This window comes from Chitinophaga sp. 05T412, assembly GCF_056396465.1.
Genome location: NZ_JBFTLN010000003.1, coordinates 182,116 through 204,092, shown reverse-complemented (window position 1 = coordinate 204,092; position 21,977 = coordinate 182,116). Strand labels below are relative to the sequence as shown.

Annotated in this window: 18 protein-coding genes; 9 read left to right on the top strand and 9 right to left on the bottom strand. The window is 44.6% G+C overall.

Annotation, left to right across the window (positions count from 1 at the left end):
* Positions 1 to 115: 115 nt before the first annotated feature.
* Genes AC1DFM_RS08115 through AC1DFM_RS08105 form a run of 3 tightly spaced genes read right to left on the bottom strand, consistent with a single transcriptional unit; the run spans position 116 to position 6,334 of the window.
* Complete coding sequence (locus tag AC1DFM_RS08115; RefSeq protein WP_477076207.1) at positions 116 to 1,456, bottom strand: TlpA family protein disulfide reductase; 1,341 nt, start codon at positions 1,454 to 1,456, stop codon at positions 116 to 118.
* 46 nt (positions 1,457 to 1,502) lie between these two features.
* A complete protein-coding gene (locus AC1DFM_RS08110) occupies positions 1,503 to 2,918 on the bottom strand; it encodes a RagB/SusD family nutrient uptake outer membrane protein (protein ID WP_477076206.1) in 1,416 nt (471 codons plus the stop codon).
* A gap of 38 nt (positions 2,919 to 2,956) precedes the next feature.
* Positions 2,957 to 6,334, bottom strand: coding sequence for a SusC/RagA family TonB-linked outer membrane protein (locus AC1DFM_RS08105; protein ID WP_477076205.1), 3,378 nt, complete (start codon positions 6,332 to 6,334; stop codon positions 2,957 to 2,959).
* A 139-nt stretch (positions 6,335 to 6,473) separates the two neighbouring features.
* Here AC1DFM_RS08105 and AC1DFM_RS08100 point away from each other — a divergent pair, with 139 nt between their 5' ends.
* A complete protein-coding gene (locus tag AC1DFM_RS08100) occupies positions 6,474 to 7,004 on the top strand; it encodes an RNA polymerase sigma factor (protein WP_477076204.1) in 531 nt (176 codons plus the stop codon).
* A 72-nt stretch (positions 7,005 to 7,076) separates the two neighbouring features.
* Positions 7,077 to 8,189, top strand: a complete 1,113-nt coding sequence (locus AC1DFM_RS08095) for a FecR family protein (RefSeq protein WP_477076203.1) — start codon at positions 7,077 to 7,079, stop codon at positions 8,187 to 8,189.
* Here AC1DFM_RS08095 and AC1DFM_RS08090 read toward each other — a convergent pair.
* Complete coding sequence (locus tag AC1DFM_RS08090; protein WP_477076202.1) at positions 8,169 to 9,620, bottom strand: hypothetical protein; 1,452 nt, start codon at positions 9,618 to 9,620, stop codon at positions 8,169 to 8,171. The genes AC1DFM_RS08095 and AC1DFM_RS08090 overlap by 21 nt on opposite strands.
* A gap of 88 nt (positions 9,621 to 9,708) precedes the next feature.
* Between AC1DFM_RS08090 and AC1DFM_RS08085 the strand changes: the two genes are divergently transcribed.
* A complete protein-coding gene (locus tag AC1DFM_RS08085) occupies positions 9,709 to 10,740 on the top strand; it encodes a glycoside hydrolase 5 family protein (RefSeq protein WP_477076201.1) in 1,032 nt (343 codons plus the stop codon).
* Between the two features lie 26 nt (positions 10,741 to 10,766).
* Positions 10,767 to 11,366 carry a DNA alkylation repair protein gene (locus tag AC1DFM_RS08080; protein WP_477076200.1) on the top strand — a complete coding sequence of 200 codons (600 nt, stop codon included), beginning with the start codon at positions 10,767 to 10,769 and terminating at the stop codon, positions 11,364 to 11,366.
* A gap of 67 nt (positions 11,367 to 11,433) precedes the next feature.
* On the opposite strand, the gene AC1DFM_RS08075 is transcribed toward AC1DFM_RS08080, so the two are convergent.
* Entirely contained in the window at positions 11,434 to 12,663 is a 1,230-nt protein-coding gene (locus AC1DFM_RS08075; protein WP_477076199.1) for a thioredoxin family protein, read from the bottom strand.
* 216 nt (positions 12,664 to 12,879) lie between these two features.
* On the opposite strand from AC1DFM_RS08075, the gene AC1DFM_RS08070 reads away from it, so the two are divergent.
* Positions 12,880 to 13,290, top strand: a complete 411-nt coding sequence (locus tag AC1DFM_RS08070) for a hypothetical protein (RefSeq protein ID WP_477076198.1) — start codon at positions 12,880 to 12,882, stop codon at positions 13,288 to 13,290.
* A 125-nt stretch (positions 13,291 to 13,415) separates the two neighbouring features.
* On the opposite strand, the gene AC1DFM_RS08065 is transcribed toward AC1DFM_RS08070, so the two are convergent.
* Positions 13,416 to 14,453 (bottom strand): aldo/keto reductase, encoded by a 1,038-nt coding sequence (locus tag AC1DFM_RS08065; RefSeq protein WP_477076197.1) that lies wholly within the window; start codon positions 14,451 to 14,453, stop codon positions 13,416 to 13,418.
* 95 nt (positions 14,454 to 14,548) lie between these two features.
* Between AC1DFM_RS08065 and AC1DFM_RS08060 the strand changes: the two genes are divergently transcribed.
* The 4 genes from AC1DFM_RS08060 (at position 14,549) to cfa (ending at position 19,123) form a co-directional block, all read left to right on the top strand.
* On the top strand, positions 14,549 to 15,391 hold the full coding sequence (locus AC1DFM_RS08060; protein ID WP_477076196.1) for a helix-turn-helix domain-containing protein: 843 nt from the start codon (positions 14,549 to 14,551) through the stop codon (positions 15,389 to 15,391).
* A gap of 72 nt (positions 15,392 to 15,463) precedes the next feature.
* Complete coding sequence (locus AC1DFM_RS08055) at positions 15,464 to 16,417, top strand: bifunctional helix-turn-helix transcriptional regulator/GNAT family N-acetyltransferase (protein ID WP_477076195.1); 954 nt, start codon at positions 15,464 to 15,466, stop codon at positions 16,415 to 16,417.
* A gap of 128 nt (positions 16,418 to 16,545) precedes the next feature.
* Positions 16,546 to 17,817, top strand: coding sequence for an L-fucose:H+ symporter permease (fucP, locus tag AC1DFM_RS08050; RefSeq protein WP_477076194.1), 1,272 nt, complete (start codon positions 16,546 to 16,548; stop codon positions 17,815 to 17,817).
* A gap of 193 nt (positions 17,818 to 18,010) precedes the next feature.
* Positions 18,011 to 19,123: a cyclopropane fatty acyl phospholipid synthase gene (cfa, locus tag AC1DFM_RS08045; RefSeq protein WP_477076193.1), complete on the top strand. Its 1,113-nt coding sequence runs from the start codon at positions 18,011 to 18,013 to the stop codon at positions 19,121 to 19,123.
* Between the two features lie 2 nt (positions 19,124 to 19,125).
* On the opposite strand, the gene AC1DFM_RS08040 is transcribed toward cfa, so the two are convergent.
* The 3 genes from AC1DFM_RS08040 to AC1DFM_RS08030 are packed head-to-tail and all read right to left on the bottom strand — an operon-like array spanning position 19,126 to position 21,975.
* Positions 19,126 to 19,659, bottom strand: a complete 534-nt coding sequence (locus AC1DFM_RS08040; RefSeq protein ID WP_477076192.1) for a c-type cytochrome — start codon at positions 19,657 to 19,659, stop codon at positions 19,126 to 19,128.
* The gene (locus AC1DFM_RS08035) at positions 19,649 to 20,299 is read right to left on the bottom strand and encodes an SCO family protein (protein WP_477076191.1); all 651 of its coding nucleotides are present in this window, start codon (positions 20,297 to 20,299) and stop codon (positions 19,649 to 19,651) included. The genes AC1DFM_RS08040 and AC1DFM_RS08035 overlap by 11 nt, the downstream gene beginning before the upstream one ends.
* Positions 20,296 to 21,975, bottom strand: coding sequence for a cbb3-type cytochrome c oxidase subunit I (locus tag AC1DFM_RS08030; protein ID WP_477076190.1), 1,680 nt, complete (start codon positions 21,973 to 21,975; stop codon positions 20,296 to 20,298). Before AC1DFM_RS08030 ends, AC1DFM_RS08035 begins: the two co-directional genes overlap by 4 nt.
* Between the last annotated feature and the right edge of the window lie 2 nt (positions 21,976 to 21,977).

The window sequence follows — 21,977 nt, the reverse complement described above, 5'->3', positions numbered from 1 at the left end:
CCCTAATGCACTTATTGATATATCTTGATGAGTACTTAGAGCTAATATATTAGTACCAGGCAAGGGTAAAGTGATAACTCGATGGGAAAATATTCGGGCGTTGCGCTGTTATTTCTTAATTGTCAACATTAGATAAAACGAGTACTTCCGCGAGACCACTCGGTATTTTAATTATGTCTAATCCATATCGGTTGAGTATGTTACGGACAACCTTATAATCCAGCGGCTTTTTTAACGCACCATCAAGCTCCCACTTCAAGTTGAGGTCCATATCTACCCTTTCGCTACTATATCCGGTGTTATTGATAATTGGAAGGGGAGAGGGAAACCAACGGAGTTTATCTATTACATCCGTAAATGGTGTATTTCTAACATCCACTAGCACTTCATGATTTTTGCTGAAATCGGAACGCATTGTGGTGCCCGTTTTCGTTAATAATAGTTCATCCGTATTTTTTTTTATTCGTATTACTTCATATGCAGGTACTTTCTTTTTTTCGATTCTTCCCTTCCATTTAAGACATTTGTTCAGGTCGTCCAGGTAATACTTTCTAAAAAATAAGCTATCGGAGATGTTTCCTGGTAATGTAGCATTGTAGCAATACATTTGGTTTTTCTGAAGTATCTTATCCGATTCTTCTGTTGTAAGCTGGTGACAACTATCGCCGGATTCGATATAGATGTAGTTAGGGTCGAAGGCATTGGGAGTTCGACCCATGGATAAAACGGGATAGAAAAGTGTAAGTGCATCGCAGTTGGACGACAAGAAATTTGTGATATTATTTTCATTATTAACGTCTGTTTTTCTAAAGCTGGATATACCAGGTATCTCTTTTGTAAAAATGACTCGGTAGATAAAGTTATCGGCAGTGCCTCCATTTCCATTTACTAGAAAAGGTTTCTCACTGTCAAAATCCATATTGTCCACTTTTTCCGCCAATTGGTATGCCGGATCACGAAGCAACTTCTCGATGTTGTCCCTATTAATTTCTTCGCCTCCGGTAATAGCTTTAATAATTCCGTCTGGTGTAATCCAGATATCGTGGGGAATCATTCTATGGGGAAATAAGGCATTCAATTTAACATCTTCGACAATGCAGGGTAATTGAAACCAAGAATTTTGTTGGATGAATTTTTTTACCGTTTCGGCATTTTCCCCCGTAGACAGCTGACTGTTTACAGCTATAATGGCGATTTTGTCGCCATATTCCTTTTGTAGGGAATCCAGTGTCTTCAATGTATTAATGCAGGGAGAGCACCATGTAGCCCAAAAATCAAATATAACCAGCTTACCTCTCAGATCAGCGTAGTTAATTTCCGTATTCCTGTAATTGAGAATTTTACCTAATGACATGTCTGGCATTTTGTTGCCTATTCCTAATGGTACATGTATTTTAGGCTGTGCATATAGAGCGCTTTGAAAAAGTAGAAAAACAATGACAATCTTTTTTTTCATCGGATTTTTTTATTGTGTGTGAATGATTACCTTTTATTAAGAATCCTCAGTTGTATCCTGGGTTTTGTACTAATGTTGGATTAGCACTTATTTCTACGAGCGGAATAGGGTAAACCCCAACATTAGCACGCCAGGTGGCTGGCTTTTGCGGGCTGATGCTATTCAGTTTTCCCGTTCTTTTCAGGTCAAACCAGCGGTGACATTCTTCTGTTGAAAGTTCCACCTTTCGCTCCCTGGCTACTGCCGCCAACGCGCTGCTCAGGCTGAGATTTAACGGTAAGGCAGGTAGGGGGTTAGGAATAGTGGAACTGGGTGCTTGTCTGGCCCTATCTCTCAATGTATTTAAATCCTTTATTCCGTCAGCTATTTTGTTGTTGTTGATTCTTGCTTCGGCTCGTACCAGGTACATTTCTGCCAGTCGTAGTACCACGAAATACTCCGTGCGGGTATTATCGGTCATATTTAATTTGTATTTATAAGGATAGTAGTAGGTAACACCACTGTATAACAGGCTGTCGATCCATTTTTCCTGACGCTTATCGCCTGGCTCCAGAGAGTCGATAAAGGACTGGTTATAGGCAAGTAATGGGCTGGAGGATGGGATAAACTGGGCTCCGATATCTGTGTACCCGCTTTGCATCCATAACTGCAATATGGATTCATTATTGTTGGCTAGAAATACACTATCAAGGTCAGTGCATAAAGTGTATTGAGGATTATTGATAACACTGGCTRCCTGCGTTTCCGCGTCTTCCCAATTTTTATTGTATAAGTATACTCTTGCCAGCAGAGCGGTTGCTGCAGACTTATTTGCGCGGACTCTCTCAGTGGTAACATATGCATCAGATAGTTTACTCTGTGCCTCTATCAAATCATTGATGATTTGTGTATAAATATTGGCTGTTGATGTTCTCGGAGCTGTGGCATTTACCGTTACTTTTGTAGTAGTCAGCAGTGGCGCATCTCCATAGATATTTATCAGCTTAAAATAGCAATAAGCACGGACAAACAGGACTTCTCCTGATATTTGAGTTTTAAAATTCTCACTTAAAGTGGTACTGTTTTTAACTCCTTCGAGGATGGCATTAGCGCTGTAGATAGTATTATAGTAGTCACTCCAGATAATACCATTCCAGGCATCGTCCACTTTTATGTAATTAGTATAAAAATCTGTGTAGGATTCCGTGTAATCTACTAGCTCATCAGAGGAGCAACCAGTGGTTATAACTGGTAGACCGGCGGTGCCGTAATAGGATAAAGTCGCGTAGAGACCAGCTACGGCGGATGTTGTAGTCTTTTCATCGTTAAACACTTTTTCGGGGATAATTTGCCCTATGGGTGGACCAATTTCAATTAATTTCTTGCAAGCTGATACACTGAAAGTCGTGTAGAGAACAAGTATATATTTAAAGAAACTCCCAGTGGAAAGAAATGGAGAAGTGATATTGCTTTTGATTTTCATGTTATTTGTTTTATCTGCTAATACAAGAATCTACTGGCCTATAGTACCACTTGAAGTCCGGCACATATGGTTTTTAATGTTGGAACTATATAGAATCTATTAGGTATTTCCGGGTCAGAGCCTTTATAATTAGTAATAGTCCATAGATTTTGCCCCTGGATGTAGATTTTTATTTGAGAGAATCTAATTTTATTGGTCCATGTCCGCGGTAGATCATATGATAACATCAGATTTTTTAGTCTGATATAGGAGGCATCATTCCAGAACCTGTCCGAGTTTAGATAAGCATTAGAAGATCTTCCTGCATCGTTATCTGTCAAGGTGGTTGATACAATTGGATTTTTTGAAATGTCTCCGGATTTTCCCCAATGATCTAAGGCTTCAACAGGTATAGTACGCGTTGCACCCGGCCACCAGCCCGGTTCATATCCTTTTTGCTTTACAAACTGGAATAGAATGTTTAATTGTATGCCATTATAACTTAGTGTATTACCTAGCCCTCCAAAGAAGTCTGGGATGGTTTTGCCGATTACAATATAGTCCTGGGGAGCAGCGGGGGTACTTTTGTTATTTCCACTGGCCGTAGAGAACAGCGGAATGCCGGTTTTAGGATCTATTTCGGCGAGATGAAACCCTTTTACAATGCTTATAGATTGGCCTTCTACCAGCGATTGGCTATAAGAAGAAGAACTTAAGTTGGGGAAGGATATCAGTTTGTTGTCAATGAAAGAGAGATTGAATGTGCTTCCCCATGTAAATTTCTTAGACTTGACATTAGCGGTATTCAATGAAAATTCTTTCCCTGTGTTTTGAACGACTGCGGGTAAATTGTATTGGTAGCTGCCAAATCCTGTTTGGGAGGGGAGTGGGTAGCCAACCAATTGATTATTGGTTCTATTTTTAAACCAGGCAGCTGTTAATAAAATTCTATCATGTAGAAATCCGAGTTCGATGGCTGTCTCCAGTTTTCGATTCACCTCCCAGCTATAGTCAGGGTTTGCAATTCTGGCAGGAATAAGTCCATTTGTATTTTGATAAACATAACTGGTGGTATAAGTTGATAAATATCCATAATCGGCAATGTTATCATTACCCACTATGCCGTAGCTAGCTCTTAGTTTACCATAACTTAAAAAGGGCATTGCATCTGTAATGAAATGCTCATTGGAGAATATCCATGCGAGTGCACCTGAACCAAAGTTACCGAATTGTTTTGCCGGTCCGAAGCGGGAGGAGCCATCTCTTCGGAATGTAGCAGCTGCAATGTACTTTCCCTTCCAGTTATAGTTTAACCGGGAAAAAAAGGAAATGTATTTGTATTCTTTATAGATAGAACCTGGTTTTAATAGTGTTCCGGCGGAGGAAAGATCTTGTAGCAATGCATCATTGCTGTAGTCTTGTCCCTGGACAGTCCAGCCATTAGTAATGGCATACTGCCAGGTTCCCCCGACCAACATGGTCATTTGTCCTTCCGCAATTTTCCTGGTATAGTTAGCCTGGGGTTCAATGATGTAAGTGGAAGTGCTATTATTGCCATAGTTGGCGCGATTTATTGGGTTTATCCCTTTAGGATCGAGTGCAGATAAAGGAAATGTGAGTACTGAATTATAAGTATTATAGTTATATCCCATATTTACCTGTAGTTTAAGATCGGGAATAACCTCATAACGTATTACTGCATTGGCAAGTAAACTGTTTGTTTGGCTGGTGCTGTTTTGGGTTGCGGCAGCCAAAGGATTCCCCGCTCTGCCACTCCACGTTAGTTTTCCCGTAGAATCATACAGTGGATAGTTGGGTGCGTATTTCGCATTTAATACTTGAGAAATACAATTGTTTCTATCTGATGTGTAATTAACCGTGGTCGAAACATTTAATCGATTATCGAGGGAATTGTGTTCTATATTCAAATGTGTACCACCACGGTGATAGCCAAGTCCCCCGGGATAAACTGTCCCCTCATTCCTATAATTGGTACCTAAAATGAACCTGGTATAATTATTTCCTCCGGACAAGTTTATTTGAGCGTTTGTAACACTAGGAGTACCGCCGTAAATTAACTTTTGAAAATCTGTATAGCGGGTTTGATCAAATACTAATAGTTCTGGCGCATTTCCCGGAGTCGGCGTTATACCGTCATTTGCAAAAGCTTGCTTTCTAAGTGCAAGGTATTGTTGTGTATTTAGTGTTTTTACTAAGTTAGTTGCTTTTTCAGTGCCGGTATAAATATTCACGTCCAGCTTTGTCTTGCCAGCTTTCCCTTTTTTAGTGGTAATGAGGACTACACCATTAGCTCCTCTTGATCCATAAATGGCCGTGGCGTCGGCATCTTTTAACACTTCGAGGCTTTCAATATCACCTGGATTAATACTGTTAAAAGGGCTTAGATAATCATTGGCTCCGGCAAGTGACGCACTGAAGTTCATAGGAACACTGGAGAACGGAACCCCATCAACAATAAATAACGGAGCGCCCGTAGCCAACCTGGGATTAGAAACGATGGAGTTAATACCTCTTATCTGAATCTGAACATTAGTTCCCGGAAGGCCCTGGCCATTGGTAACGAGTACTCCAGGCATCTGGCCTTGTAAGGCAGATAAAGGATTGGCTACTGGTTGTTGTTCGATTTCCTTTGCCGTTACTCTGCTTACGCTTCCTGTGTTAAACCGCTGTGTAGTAGTACCATAGCCAATCACTACCGTTTCATCCAGTTTGCTTACAACCGGTTGGAGCTTAATGGTGATATTAGTCTGGTTTCTTATCGGGACCCTTTCTTCCATATATCCCGTAAAGGAAACCACCATCAATGCATTAGCCGGAACATGATTCAACTGAAACCTCCCGTTAACATCAGTTACGGCGCCCCTGGACGTGTTGAGCACTTTTACGGTAGCGCCGATCAGGGGTAATGATTTTTCGTCCGTAATGGTTCCGGACACCATTACCCCTGACGTCAAAGCGCCACTGTCTTTTAATGGGTTGTTCGTAGGAAAGCTAATTTCTTTTCTCAGGTAAATGCCGTTGTCAATATATTTCCAGGAAATGCCTTTAGCAGTAAATAGTTGGCCCAACACCGTATTAAGTGGTGCTTCATTGTAGCTTACATTTACTTTCTCGCTGGTATTGAGTTCTGTTTCACTGTAGTTAAAACGCCGGTGTGTTTGCTTCTCTATATTTCTCATAATAGCAGATAGCGGTGTATTGGCGGCAAGCAGTGTTATTTTTTCGTTGTTGTAGTCCTGTGCTGATACGCAAATGCAGAATCGCAGGAGCATCATTACTAAGAATGACCGGCTAAGCATGGAGTGAATTTTTAAATTTGTTCTCATAAGTACATGTTGAGAAATTTGATGATGGCCCGTTAAGTTTTTTTGAGGGAAAAGAGAAACATGACATGTACTAAGAAGGAACAGATTCAATCAGCAGGTACTATCCCTTTTTCGGGTTTTCGGTGTTAATATAATATGAACAATAGCGAAACCATTTTTTGTTAACTTTCAGTTTACAGTTAAAGGAGGAATATTTATTTGATTGCATACGAATTCAATCATCATCCGTATGCATGAAATAAGCGATGAAGCATTACTTGATCTGGTGAAAACGGGCTGCAAAGACGCATTTAATTGTATTGTAATCCGTTATCAACAGCTGCTCTTCATGGCGGCCAGGCAACGGTTGGGATCAGAGGAGGAGGCGCATGACGCCGTACAGGAAGTGTTTATATGGCTGTGGCAGAAAAAAAGCAGCGTGCAGCTGCAGTCTTCATTAAGAAACTATCTTTATGGGGCGATTCGAAACTATTGCCTGAATATCCTCCGGTCCCAGAAAAGTATGAGAAAACGCCAACAACAATACGCCTATGTCAGAGAGCTTTTTATCAGTCCGGCAGAGCTGGAGAACAAAGAATTGGGGCTACGGCTCCGCCATGCCATCAACAATATTGCTCCTGCCAGCAGAGCCGTATTTGAAATGCAATACCTGGAAGGCATCAGCCAAAAGGAAATAGCGGCCCGCCGGGGTATAGGGCTACAAACAGTGAAAAATCAGGTGCTCACCGCATTAAAGGAACTTCGTAATAGTTTGAAGTAACTTTGAATTAATAATTTTTTAATTCTGATAGTACCTGTTTATGCTTTTTGTTCCTTATGCATAGCATTAACTATGAAAACTGATAAAGAATATCTAACCCAATTAGTGCTTTTTGAGCTTTCAGGAAAAATCCAGGAAGAAGAAAAAGAAGCATTACATAAGATGATCCGGGAAGATCAGGAGGCTGCAGCGCTCTATGCCCAGCTGCAGGCTACCCTGCAACCCGATGTCGCCAGTACCTGGGGGCCAGAGGAGGTATGGGAAGGCATTCGCCGTAGAAAGCAACAAAACATTCTGCGGGGAGCTATAAAAGCAGCCGCTGCTTTATTAATCGTTGCCGCCGCCGGAATGTTCTTTATGAACAATAGACACCTCGGCAAATCAGCGCCATTGGCCTTTAATAAATCGCATATTCAATTGCAACTTTCCGGCGGAGAACAGGTGGATTTAAGTAATCAGCAGGGACAGGTAAAGGCAGGTAACGTAGCGCTGAATAATCATCAGCAGCAGCTAACATTTACGAACGTCTCCACCCGGCCACAATATGCTACCATTACCGTACCGGCAGGGAAAGATTATACCGTGCACTTGTCTGATGGTTCTTCTATACAACTGAATGCAGAAACGGAGTTGCACTTCCCTTTGTCCTTTAATAGTTCTGCCAGGGAAGTAACCATTCGCGGAGAAGCTTATATGAAGATAGCGCCCGCAGCGGGACAACCTTTCCTCGTACATCTTCCCGGAGCTACTGTACAGGTATTAGGTACCGAGTTCAGCGTAAATACATATGATAGTAATAAAGTTAGCGTAGCTCTTGTACAGGGAGCCGTGAAAATGAATACCGCTCATGATACCGCATTACTGAAACCGGGGTATGCAGCTGTTATTGCAACCGGAAAGGAGCTGAATACGTATAAATTTGATGCTGATGATGTGCTGGCGTGGCGTCAGGGGCTGCACCTTTTTAATAATGCATCCGTAGAAGAAGTAGCCACCCTGATTCATCGCTTTTATGGCATACCGGTAAAGCTGGATCAGGCATCTGAGCATAAAACCGCTTTCACCGGCTCTATCGATCGCAATAAACCCGTTGTCAATTTTTTAGAGGGATTGAAATTCTCCCGATATGCGGAATATCATTTCGATGCTGATAGTACCCTGCATTTAAGCCCCTGGAGAKGATGAAAACAGTTTTAATCTTTCTGCCATTAACAAGGAAAAGGAGAAACATAGAATCATCGGAAAAACCTGGTACCTGAATACAATGGGAGATGCCAGTATGCTAAACCCTGTATTTGCCAGCAAGAGTAGTGTGGTCAATAGCAGCGCCTGACCAAACAGTGGTGCTGCAGGTTTGTTTTTGATCCAGATAATTAGTATCCAGATAAAACAAATGTTTACAACGAAGAATAAACCAGGAAACAATACCAGAAGAGCGCCTTGTATTTTCATTGAAATGGCTGTTACATGCGTATCCTTATAGTGGAACCATTGAGCTGCCAAAGGATAAACTTCCGTCGTCCCAAGATTATACACTTCCAGCTTTTCAAGGGGAGGAAAACAATAATTGAAGCTATTTGGAAGTAGAAAATAGTGGCTAAATGCGATAGGATGGCGTAGTATCAGGAATTTGCCGTAGCTGCCGTAGATAGGAGACACCGATCCCCAGGCGGCAACGCCATGAGTGGCATCTTCGTCCATATCAAAATGATTGGYGAGGTACTGTTTCAAAGGCGCCTTGGGAAATTTAATATAAAAGGCGCCATCTCTTGGTGAAACCTGTTTCGCTTTTTCGTGATATTTTCCGAAAAATTGCTTCACCTCCTGGTCAAATTCCTGGCACTCCGCCGGCGGGGTGCCATCTTCGGTAATATACGGATACATGTACAACGCATTGTTCGCCACTTGCCAGCCGCCAAAAATGGAAAACTGCCGGTGACCGGTAAGACGCTCAGCACTGTTCTTTGTATGATTAATAAACAAGCATATCAATACCAGCGGTAACGCAATACCCGCCAGCTTCCATATCACCGCGCGTTTGGACATCAATAAAGCAATGGCGCTGATGATGGGATAGAACATGGCATTGTATCGGAGCGTGAATAATATGACTATCAGTAATGCATGTACGAAAATTTGCACCGGGCGAGGCCGGTGGATCATCCAGAGCAGTTGTGTAGCCCATAGTAAACTGAGTGCCAGAAACAACGCATCACTGGAAATGTAATTGCTTAAATACAACAGCAATGGATTGAAAAAAAGACACCCAAAAATAATGTTGCTGATCTGTTTCCCGGGCGTATAAAAATACAACAACGTGAAAAAGAAGTACAGCGCTATCAGCTGCCCAAACAAATACTGGAACGCTACCACCGCAGTATCTGAATGTGTTATCTGATGAAATAACCATAAAAATTTCGAATACCCGATCGGCCATATGTTTACATCCAGTCGCGCTGCCGCCGCAAAAATGTAACTATACGAGTCCGAAAAGAAATCCGCGAAAGGATAGCACAGTTTGAAGATGATCAGCTGCACAATAGCGCCAATGGCGGCTATCAGCAAATAAATACGATTATCCTTGGATAATACAAACGAGGGAAAAGTGGTTGACATATACGTAGGGTTGTATATAAATTACGGTACTACCACTGAAGTATTTTTTCCGTTTTCGTAAAAACAAAAATGATAATAATAACTTAACATGAAAGCAATCATTGCGCTGTTGCTATGCAGCAGTACTCTTTTCGCACAATCCCGCTGGCCGGCGGAGAAGGCCAATAAATGGTATCAGCAACAACCCTGGATGACAGGCGCCAACTTCATTCCCTCTACCGCCGTCAATCAACTGGAAATGTGGCAAGGCGCCACCTTTGATCCGGCTACTATCCAACGGGAACTGGGTTATGCAAAAGCCATCGGTTTTAATACCATGCGTGTGTATCTGCACCATGTGGCCTGGCAGGAAGATGCCGTAGGCTTTAAAGCACGAATACAACAATATCTGGAGATCGCTGACAACGATCATATCAAAACGATCTTCGTTTTTTTCGACGACTGCTGGCGGGATCAATATCAGGCCGGTACACAACCTGCGCCTGTTCCTGGAGTGCACAACAGTGGCTGGTTGAAAGATCCGGGCGGTTATATTGATACTAATCCCGCATTGATGGATACACTGCAATGGTACGTAAAAGACATCCTGACTACCTTCCGGAAAGACGATCGCATTGCGATGTGGGATCTTTATAATGAGCCAGGGCATTTTGGTCATGGCGACAAAAGCTGGCCGCTCCTGAAAAATGTAGTGGCCTGGGCCAGGGCGGTGCAACCAGCACAACCCATTACCATCGGGATCTGGAATAAAGGCTTTACCGCTTTTAATCAATTCCAGTTAGAAAATTCCGATGTGATTACTTTTCACAACTATCGGGACACGACTTCATTGTTAGAGGCTATTGATACGCTGAAAACCTATAAACGGCCTGTCATCTGTACCGAGTACATGAAACGGCCCAATAACAGCACTTTTATCACGCATTTGCCAATTTTCAAAGCCAATAACATCGGTGCTATTAACTGGGGATTGGTAGCCGGTAAAACACAAACCAATTATCCGCAGGGAAACAAGGGAGGAGAACCGGAGCCAGCAGTATGGTACCACGATATCTTCCGGCCAGATGGATCACCGTTTGATGAAAATGAAATTGGTTTTATCAGGCAAATCAATGAATAGTTATCTTGCCATCAAATGGCATTCGTATGTTATCTGCTATTATTGCTGATCTGAAGAAAACCGAACACGGTTTTAAGCACATCATGGAAGCCGGTGATAAAATTATTGCGACGGAGAAAGGTGATCATCTGAAAACAGCCACCGCTTTGATAGAAGGAGAGAGTTACCAGGAGCGGATGCTGGGCGTATATCTGCTAAGCTTGTTATCGCCGGAAAATGAAAGGGCTTTACAGCTGCTTAAAACCAGGGTAGTAACCGATGACAACTGGCGTGTACAGGAAATGCTGGCCAAAGCCATTGATCACTATTGCAGTGTGATGGGTTATGAAGCCGCGTTGCCGGAGATTAAATACTGGGCCACGCATAATGATCCTTTCTTGAACAGGGCTGTAGTAGAAGGGCTACGTATCTGGACCAGCCGGCCTTATTTTAAAACACATCCCGAAGCGGCTGTTGCCCTGATCAGTAAGCTAAAATCGAAGGAGAGTGAATATCTCCGGAAGTCGGTGGGGAATGCCTTAAGAGATATCCGGAAAAAGCACAAGGACGTAGTGGACCAGGAAATGAAGGGCTGGGATCTGACGCAACCGGCTATTGCTTTTGTACACAAGCTGGTGACGAAATAAAAACCGGTTCATGGGCGGCGATAACGCTTTCCATGAACCGGCTTCTTTTATAGGATGTCAAGTAAGACTATTCCCAATATTTATCCCCTTTCTTCATTTTCTCCAGGGTAGATTCGTAGTTCTTTTTTTCATCACCTTCCGCCTTATTCAGGGCTTTTTCTTCCCAGGCCAGGGCGTCTGCTTTTTTGCCGGATTTATACAGCAGGTTAGCATAGGTATCCATGAATGCAGGAATTTCCTGGTCTTTGAATGAACGTTTGCTMCATTCCAGGGCTTGTTCTATGCACTGCATGTCGTTACACTTTTCGAAGATGGTCCAGGCATATTCATTCAACGACTGTGCATCTGCTTTGTGGCCATATTTTTTCATATAGGCAACAATGGTAGGTATTGCGTTGCTGGCGTCTTTTGCGTAGTTGTAATATTGGATCTTGGTTTTCAGGATCAGTTCTTCTGCAAAAGCCGGATATTTAGCGGTCAGGTTTTTTTCAACACCAGCCCAATCTGGGGCGCTGCCGTCTTGCTTCATGAGCTGCGGATATACTTCTTCCTGCGCTACAATTTGCATCACTTTATTTTCTGCTTTACCGGCGCCCAATACTTTATCTATTTTAGCGGCATCGCGCAGGAACATGTTGAAACCAACGTCTTTGCTGCTGTTGGTGAATTTCTCGATGAAGTCCAGGTTAACCGGTGTATACAGGTTTTTCTGCTGGCTTAGGTACAGTTTAGAAATATCGGAGGCATTTCCCTGGTCGTATTTTTCTAATGCCAGTAACGCCAGTTGACGTAAGAAGGCAGTATCTTTCTGTCCTTTTTTGAATTTGTCCAGCTGGGTATAGTACTGAGTAGCTGGTTCGAGAGAGGCGGCGCATCTCTTGATAAATCCATCTGCGTCAGCGCCACCTACCTGGCGGTCTACAATATGGCCGTCTGGTGCAAATACCAGGAAAGTCGGATAAGCACGGATGCTGTAATCTTTCTCAATTCCTTTAGCAGATGCATACCAGTTTTTAACGTCGTCATTATCTTTTGCGGTTTGATCCATCTGCACTTTTACGCTGATGAATTTGTCGTTCATGAAGCTGCCGACTTTTTCCTGCGGGAAAATATTGGCGGACATATATTTGCAGGGGCCGCACCAGGTGGTGAAGCAGTCCATGAAAATATACTTGTTTTCCGCTTTGGCTTTGGCCTGTACGTCGGCCCAGGAGGTACCATGCTCGAAGTGGATACCTTGGTCCTGCGCTACTGCCATGAACGGCAACAGGAAGGAGAGGAGAAATAATTTTTTCATAATGCTGGTTTGATTTTAGCCTACTAATTTAAGGTAGTTCGGCAACAAAACCGGCAGCCCCCGGAAATAATTAAACAAGACAAGTTTGCGTGGAGCTGCTGGAACAGCTTGTTTTTGGATCGGTTTCGTCACAAAATATGGGTTGCCCGGGCTGTAACTTTTACGAACCATCCCGCGTTTGACAATATATCTACCAAAATTTTAATCCCCTCGTTTATGAAATGTTTCTATCTGACAATCTGTACGTTTTTGTTTGTAACTGGCTTCATGAGTTGTAAAAAAGACAGCGGTATATCATTATCCCCCTTGCAGGGAACCTGGGACCAGGTAGGAGAAACAGGCTTCCGTGGAAGCTTTATTTATCCCGCCGGCTCAAGTGCGAGCCTAACGCTAAATGCGGACTATACTTATTCTTCACATACCACTGGTATTCCGGATCGAACAGGTTCGTTTAAATTGATAAAGCTTAACCGACCTAATCTACCGTCGGTAAATGCGATCCAATGGAACGATAATAGTACCTGTACGTATGCGTTTATAAAGGATACACTGTTATTGGTGGCCAATCCGGGGCCAGCGGAAGACATGGCCATATGGGAAACTAAATATGTACGGACAGCTAAGTAAGCAGAAAGCAAAAAGCCGAAAGCAAAAAGCTACTGAGGCGATTGATTAAAGCGTAAGATAATATCTGCGCTGATCAATCGCCTCAGTAGCTTTTTGCTTTTTGCTTTCGGCTTTTAGCTTTCTGCTCAATAAAACGCCGGCGGTGGATTGAGCGTAAGATTTTGCCGCTGATGCCAGTATGGATAAATGGTGGGTACTTCGCTGGCGGCATCCAGTTGTTTCACCTGGTCGGAGGTCAGGTTCCAGCCGGTAGCTCCCAGGTTTTGAATCAGCTGTTCTTCGTTACGTGCGCCGATGATGATGCTGGACACGGTAGGGCGTTGCAGTAGCCAGTTAATCGCTATCTGGGCCACAGTTTTGCCGGTTTCGGCGGCAATTGCATCCAGGGCGTCAATGATATTATAGAAGACGTCATCGCGGATAGCGGCTTCCGGCACCGGACTTCCGCCCTGTGCTACCCGGCCCTGCGGAGGAATTGGACTGTTGCGGCGGTATTTGCCTCCCAGTTTGCCTGCGGCCAATGGTGACCACACAATAGCGCCAATGCGCTGATCGATGCCCAGTGGCATCAGTTCCCATTCATATTCACGGTTAGCCAGTGAATAATATACCTGGTGCCCTACGTACCGGTTCCACCCATATTTTTCAGCGATGGCCTGCGATTTCATGAGGTGCCAGCCGGAAAAGTTGGAACTGGCAATGTAGCGTACTTTGCCACTTTGAATTAAATCGTCCAATACCCGCATGGTTTCTTCTACAGGTGTAACCCCGTCGAAGCCATGCATGTGGTAGATATCGATATAATCGGTACCAAGACGTTTCAAGCTGCCCTCAATTTGTTTCAGGATATGAATACGGGAAGAGCCCTGGTTGTTAGGACCTTTGCCAAACGGGAAAGTGGATTTGGTGGAAAGCAGCAACTGATCTCTTTTACCGGCGATGGCCCTGCCGAGGATTTCTTCTGAAAGCCCTTCTGAATATACATCAGCGGTATCGAAAAGATTTACGCCTGCGTCCAGGCATAGATTTACCAGCCTGGTGGCTTCTGCTACCTGGGTGCTGCCCCAGGCTTTAAAAAACTCATTGCCTCCGCCAAAAGTGGCGGTACCAAAGCTAAGCACCGGTACCTGTAGCCCGGATGCACCTAATTGTCTGTATTCCATCTGAGATGATTTTATATGTTAAGCAGCAACAAAGGTGAGGGAAAGATGGGACGTAGCGCTTGTAAATTTAAAGCATATAATTGTACTTTTGTGAGATGAAGAAATTGAAGCAGTTCGATACGCTGGCTATTCATGCGTTTGAAGAGGCGGTATTTCACTTGCCGGTTCATAGTCATACGTACTATGAGATCGTATATATCTTTAAAGGCAGTGGTATTCATCATCTCAATAACAACCAGCTGCCCTACAAAGCGGGTGATCTGTTTCTGATTGCACCGGAAGATGAGCATTATTTTGACATCGCCAAAACCACCCGTTTCGCTTTCATCAAATTTACCGATAGCTACTTCAGCACCAAAAATCACTTGGCGCCAGATGCTTTTCTGATGGGAAAGCCGGAAACTATGATGCGGCATAAGCTGCTGAAAGAAGTAAAGCTCACCCTGGAAGAACCCTGCAAAACCATTCTGCGCAATACCGTGGAAAGCATTGTGGCGTATAATTGTCGCCAGGACGTAGCTACGTCACCGTTAGTATACTACCAGATTCTCTCTGTTTTTGGTTTGGTGAAAGAAGCCATATCCAAACTGGATATCCGCATAGATCATGGTGCGCCGGATAAAGAAGTGCTCATCTCTTATATTCATCAGCATATTTATGAGCCGGAAAAAATTCAGGTGAAAAATATCGCCACGCACTTTAATATCGCTGTTAATTATTTCAGCGCCTGGTTCAAAAGGAATTTTAACATCAGCTACCGGGAATATGTAAACTGCTACCGTACCAAGCTGATAGAAAAAAGAATTACCTGCGGGCAGTTGACGCTGAAACAAATCTCCGCCGAATTTGGCTTCGCCGATGAAAGCCACTTATCACATTTCTTCAGAAGCCGGCATAAAATGACGCCGGTGTCCTTCCGCCGTAAATCAGAAAAGTAACGACACAAAAAAATAGGGGCGTTTTAAAATTATTCTTATATTTACGTAACTAATTACGTAATTGACTACAATATGGAATTCTTTAATAAAACCGGTAAAGCAGCGCTAGGCAGCAGACTGCGTATGTTAACGGAAACCATCACCGAAGGGGCTGCTCAGATCTACGAATTATACGACACGCCTTTACAGCCCAAATGGTTCCCCGTATTTTATGTGCTATCGGCAGGTGAGGAGAAAACCATCACCGCCATCGCCAAAGAAATAGGGCATTCCCATCCCTCTGTCAGCAAAATCATTGGGGAAATGAAAAAGCAAGGACTGGTAGCAGAGAAGAAAGATAAAACAGACGGCAGGAGGAACATGGTGCGTCTCACTAAAAAAGGCATCGATATCAACGCCAAACTCGCCGACCAGCTCATCGATGTAGGCAACGCCATTGAAGCCATCTCGGCCCAAACGGCCCACGATCTCTGGAAAGCCATTGAAGAATGGGAGTACCTGCTGGAGCAGCGATCGCTGTTAGACCGGGTGAAAGAACAGCAAAAGAAGCGCGAAGCTGCTAAAGTACAGATTGTAGACTATAGCCCGGAATATAAAAGCGCCTTCCGCGAGTTAAACGTGGAATGGATTTCCAAATACTTTAAGATGGAAGAAGCGGATTATAAATCGTTGGATAACCCCGACGGCTATATCCTGAAAAAAGGAGGACATATTTTCGTGGCCCTCTACAACAATGAGCCGGTTGGGGTTTGCGCATTAGTGAAAATGGATGATCCGGACTACGATTACGAAATGGCTAAAATGGCGGTATCTCCCAAAGCCCAGGGAAAAAGTATAGGATGGTTACTTGGGCAARCCATTGTGCAGAAAGCTACTGCATTAGGCGCCCGGAACATTTACCTGGAAAGCAATACGATCCTGAAACCAGCGATCAGCCTGTATGAAAAGCTGGGCTTTAAAAAAGTAGGTGGACGCCCCACGCCTTATGAACGGGCCAATATACAAATGGAACTACCACTTAAATAAACGACAAGGAGGCCTCCCTTTCCGGCGGCCTTTTTTGTTTCCCCCAAAGAGATAGTGATTATTAAAACCGCGCCGTATATTAGTACCTGAGAACTATCCACGTTATACATTAATTAAAACTCAGGAACATGATGTCACCAGACTCTCTGGAACAGGAAGCATTTCAAACAGCTAAGCATTCCACCCCGTTATTACCGGCAAAATTCACGGAAAAGAAATACGTTATTACGTTGATCTTCGTCACCTCCCTATTTATGTGCTGGGGCATTGCATTAACCATGGGGGATGTGCTGAATAAGCATTTCCAGAATGTATTGCATGTGTCTAAATCGCAATCGGGTTTGGTGCAGTTCTCTATTTTCGGCGCTTATGCGCTGATGGGTATCCCGGCAGGGTTATTTATTAAGAAGATGGGATACAAAAACGGCGTGTTATTAGGCCTCACATTATACGCCATGGGCGCCTTTTTGTTTGTGCCTGCGGCCAATGCGGGTTCCTTCTCTGTTTTTCGCATCGCATTGTTTGTACTGGCCTGCGGCATGGCTACACTGGAAACGGTGGCACATCCGTTTATGGCAGCGTTGGGGGATCAGCGTACCAGCGACCAGCGTATTAACTTTGCACAATCATTTAACGCCGTAGGCGCCATGATAGGACCTACACTGGGAACGCACTTTTTGCTCAGCACCGCACATGAAGCCGGCGGAGAACTGGTATCTGTAAAAACGTTGTATATCTATATCGGTGCGGTGATTGCCGCCATTGCCGTGGCTTTTGCATTGGTGAAAGTACCGCCGGTAACAGATCCTCATGATGGCACGGCAGATACACCTATGGCAGCCGGTTCCCGCAAAAAATTATTTCAGCAGAAACATTTTGTATGGGCCGTAGTAGCGCAGTTTTTCAATGTGGCTGCACAGGCTGGCACCTGGGCGTTCTTTATCAACTATGGCCATGAGGTGATGGGTTTTTCAGATGAAAAAGCCGGCTATTTTATGTTGCCTTTTATGGGAATGATGCTGGCCGGAAGATTTGTAGGTACTGCCTTAATGCGGGTAATCGCCCCCAATAAATTGCTGGCGGCATTTGCGCTGGGAAATATATTGATGTGCCTCCTCGTGGCGCAGGGATGGGGCTGGACTTCCTACATCGCACTACTGATGATTAACTTCTTCTTCAGTATCATGTATCCCACTATTTTCAGTCTGGGGTTAAAAGACCTGGGGCCGCAAACGCAGCAGGCATCTTCGTTTATTGTGATGGGGATGTTTGGCGGGGCTATCTTCCCTTTCATCATGGGGCGCCTGGCAGATACCAATATCGCTACGGCGTACTATCTGCCCATCGTTTGCTATGCCGTGATATTCATCTTCGGATATAAACTATATAAACTCAGATAGTTACTGCTGGCCGATAGCAGCGCCTAACGGGCAAGGGTATATGATCAGATAAATTATTGTCCGGACGTACGGAAGTGGGAGAAAAGCCGTTCTAATAAGAGCGGCTTTTCTTTTGCACCAAAACCTGAACAAAGCATTGTCCTGCATTGTTGCTATAGCGTACATTCAGAGAAGGGCTGTTAAAACGTTTGCTATGCACCAACATCCCAAAGATATCGTTACCCGTCTTTTAGCTGTCGCGGGAATTACTGTCGACGGTCAGCAGCCATGGGATATACACGTACATGATGACGCCTTCTACGGCGAAGTACTCCACAGTGCCTCGCTTGGACTGGGAGAATCTTACATGCACAACTACTGGGACTGTCAGCAGCTGGACCAGTTTTTTACAAAGATATTGCTGGCTAACCTGGATACCCATGTGAAAAAGAGTTTCCGGTTTAAGGCAGACATTGTACTCGCCAGACTATTGAATCATCAAACGCCGGACAAAGCTTACCACAATGGTAGCGCGCACTATGATACCGGCAATGATCTCTTTGAGGTGATGCTGGATAAACGGATGACGTATACCTGTGGCTTCTGGGAACAGGCTACCAACCTCAATGATGCACAGGAACAAAAGCTGGACCTGAGCTGCAGGAAGTTGCTGCTGAAGCCGGGCATGCATGTACTCGACATCGGCTGTGGCTGGGGAAGCTTCGCCAAATTTGCCGCAGAAAAATATGGAGTCCGCGTAACGGGGGTTACTATTTCCAAAGAACAAGCGGAATTGGCCCGGGAACGATGTAAAGGATTGCCCGTGGAAATCCGGTTGGCCGACTATCGCACACTACAGGAGCCTTTTGATGCCATTGTTTCGTTAGGTATGTTTGAACACGTAGGCTATAAAAACTATGACGACTATATGAAAGTGGCGCATCGCTGCCTGAAAGACGATGGCTTATTTTTACTGCATACTATTGGCGGTAATGTACCGAATACGTTTACAGATCAGTGGCTTAATAAGTACATTTTCCCCAATGCCATGATTCCTACCATCCGGCTTATCGGACAGTATATAGAAGGTTTGTTTGTGATGGAGCACTGGCAGAATTTCAGCGTTAATTATGACCGTACACTGATGGCCTGGTACCAGAACATTGTACAGAACTGGGATCAGCTGAAGGCAAAATATGATGCTACTTTTTTCCGCATGTGGAAGTATTATCTGCTCTCTTGCGCAGGTTCTTTCCGGGCAAGGAAAAGCCAGTTATGGCAAATTGTTCTTTCCAAAAATGGGGTGCCCGGAGGTTATCATTTTTAGGGCTACTCCTGTTTTTTCTCGTTTATATGTTTCTCATAACTTTTCAGGTTCACGAGGAATACCAGTAAAATGATCATCACCACTACCAGCATTACATAGGCAATCATGAAGGGCATGTTGTAAATGGTGAGTGGCATGAGATTCGGTTGTACCTGCCCGGGTCTGGGGAAGGGGGCATCATCTTTCGGCGCTTTGCCGGCTTCTTCTTTTACATAAGCAAGGATATCGCGGATAAGGTCGTCGCTCAGATCGGGATGATCGGGCATGGCTACCTGGTTATTTTGGTTGTATACTTCGAGGGCGGCTTTATCGCCCGCTTTGATCATGGTTTGAGAGGATTTGACGAAGCTGATGATCCATGCTTCTGAATGACGATCTTCCACACCTGAGAGGGCGGGACCAGTGAGTTTTTTATTTACATTATGACAGGAGGCACACCGGGCCTGGAATAATTTTTTACCTTCTGCAGGATCAGCGGCTTTTATGATAACCGGCATGAAAAGCAGGATCACAAAGAGTAAGTATTTACTGTTCATGTTGCAATTTTTTGATGTCATCCAGGAGGGTAGTTACTTCTGCGGCACTGGTACCTTTATAGTAACCCCTGATATGTTGTTGTTTATCCAGTAAGACGATATTATCACTGTGTATGAAGTCATCTTCACCGCCATCCCCATCTGTGGCGGTGATGTAAAGTCCCTTTCTGGCGAAGTAATACAGGGATTTTTTATCACCAGTCAATAGTTTCCAATGCCGACTGGTTACCGGTAATTTGCCGGCGTAAGTATGTAATTTTGAAGGAGTATCCCGTATCGGATCTACCGTAAAAGATAGCAACAGCACGGAGCTATCAGCTGCTTGAATGCGGCGTATTTGCTGCATCATGGCCGGGCATATGACCGGGCATGAAGTGAAGAAGAAATTGGCGACTGTAATATGTCCTGCCAACAGTGTATTCGTGACCGTTATACTGTCCTGATCTGTGAAAGCGAAAGCAGGTAGCTGCGCTGCATCTTTTACAGCATTCACCGGCACATTGTTGGGGCCATACAGTGGTAGTTCACCGTATCGCTTCTCCGTCCAGTGCACAATTCCATAGGCCAGCAGTGGCAGTGTGATCAACGCTGCCATCGCTGGTTTCCAGGAATGGAGTATATGGAATGAAGGGCCTTTCATTTTTTGCTGATAACAGGTGTGGGGTCTGCAGGCAGATAAGGCGGCGCTTTCCTGCCAGTATTATTCAAGGCATCGGAAATAGCCGGAATGTACGTCAGCAGCAGGATCAGTACCATTAGTGCCACCCAGGGGCGGAAGGTATCAAACAAGGGTATCCGCTTGTCTTCGTGATAACTGTCGCTGACCGGAAGATCGATGACACTGGCCATTGTCTTCTTCCGAAAAAAAGTACCAAAAAACACAATAAAATACAGGAATCCGGCAATGAACATGATACCACCGCCTGCCAGTCCCAACATACTGGAAATAACCCAATACGAATGAAACTGTTCACTGGCAGGGTTCAGGTAAGTGAGTCCCATATTGGTTCTGCGGGGTTCTCCCATTAGGCCGCCCCACATCAGCCCCGCCGAAAAAATCAATACACCTACCGTCCATAAATAGGGAATAATGGTATTGATGGTGGGCAGGAATATTTTTCTGCCGGTTAGCTGCGACACCAGGAAAATGGACATGCCCAGTATGGCCAGGAATACCGGCCCTGCTACTGTGAGGTGAAAATGTCCGGGGATAAACGCCGTATTATGCACTACGTTGTTCAATGAGTAAGAAGCATTGACCAGCCCTGTTAATCCGCCGAAAATAAAAAGAATCAATCCATTGATCAGGTATCCGAACAGGAACACATCTTTCCTGAAAAAAGGCAGCTTCCAGATCCAGCTGTACAATCCTTTTCCACCGCGCAACCGGGAGGCATACTCCAGCGAGGCGGCAATGGTAAACGCCGTGATAAAGCTGGGAATGGCCACGCCAAATGTGAGTATAGATTGCGTGAGCTTAATCCCTCTGCCAATAGACGGATCACCAAACTGATGATGTACGCCGATCGGAATAGACAGCAGCAGGAACAGGAAAAACGCAATGCGCCCGGCAGTAGCGGAATAGAGCTTGCCACCGGCCAGTTTGGGTAGCATGGTATAAAACATAATATAGGAAGGCAGCAGCCAGAAATATACCAGCGCATGACCAAAGAACCAGAACAACGTACGCGCCAGCACTACGTTTACACCGGCAGTCCATCCCAGGCTCCACGGTACCAGCAGCACCAGTACTTCGTAGGCCACCGCTAACGTGCACACAAACCAGATCGTAAAGTTTACCAGCGTGCCAATCACCGCCAGTGGCGTATTGATATCCTTGTGTGTGCGCTTCCATCTGACATACACCACGCACCAGTCCCAGTAAGCCACCCAGGAGCCTACAATCAGCATGGCTGTGCCAATATAGAACGCGGGATGCGCTTTGAGCGGTGGATAAAAGGTATACAGTACCGATGCTTTACCCGCCAGCATAGCAGCGGCAGCCATCAGCGTGCCCACTATCATCAGCACCATCGATAGCAGGGTGGCCTTCCGGCCGGGTTCCTGCTTCAGGTAAAAGGCAATGGTAGCATGTCCAAAGGCTACGGCAAAGAAGGTGGTGAGTACTACGGCATTAATGACCCCATGCAGGGTAAGGCCCTGGTAATAGTCCAGCTTGGCCACAGAAGCCTGATGAATTACCCCGGCCCGGTAAATCACCTGCATTAATCCGTGATAGATGCCAATGGTCAGCAACAGCACCGGCACGAATAACTCTATCAGTATAATGTTTTTCAGGAACCTGCTTACATTCATCG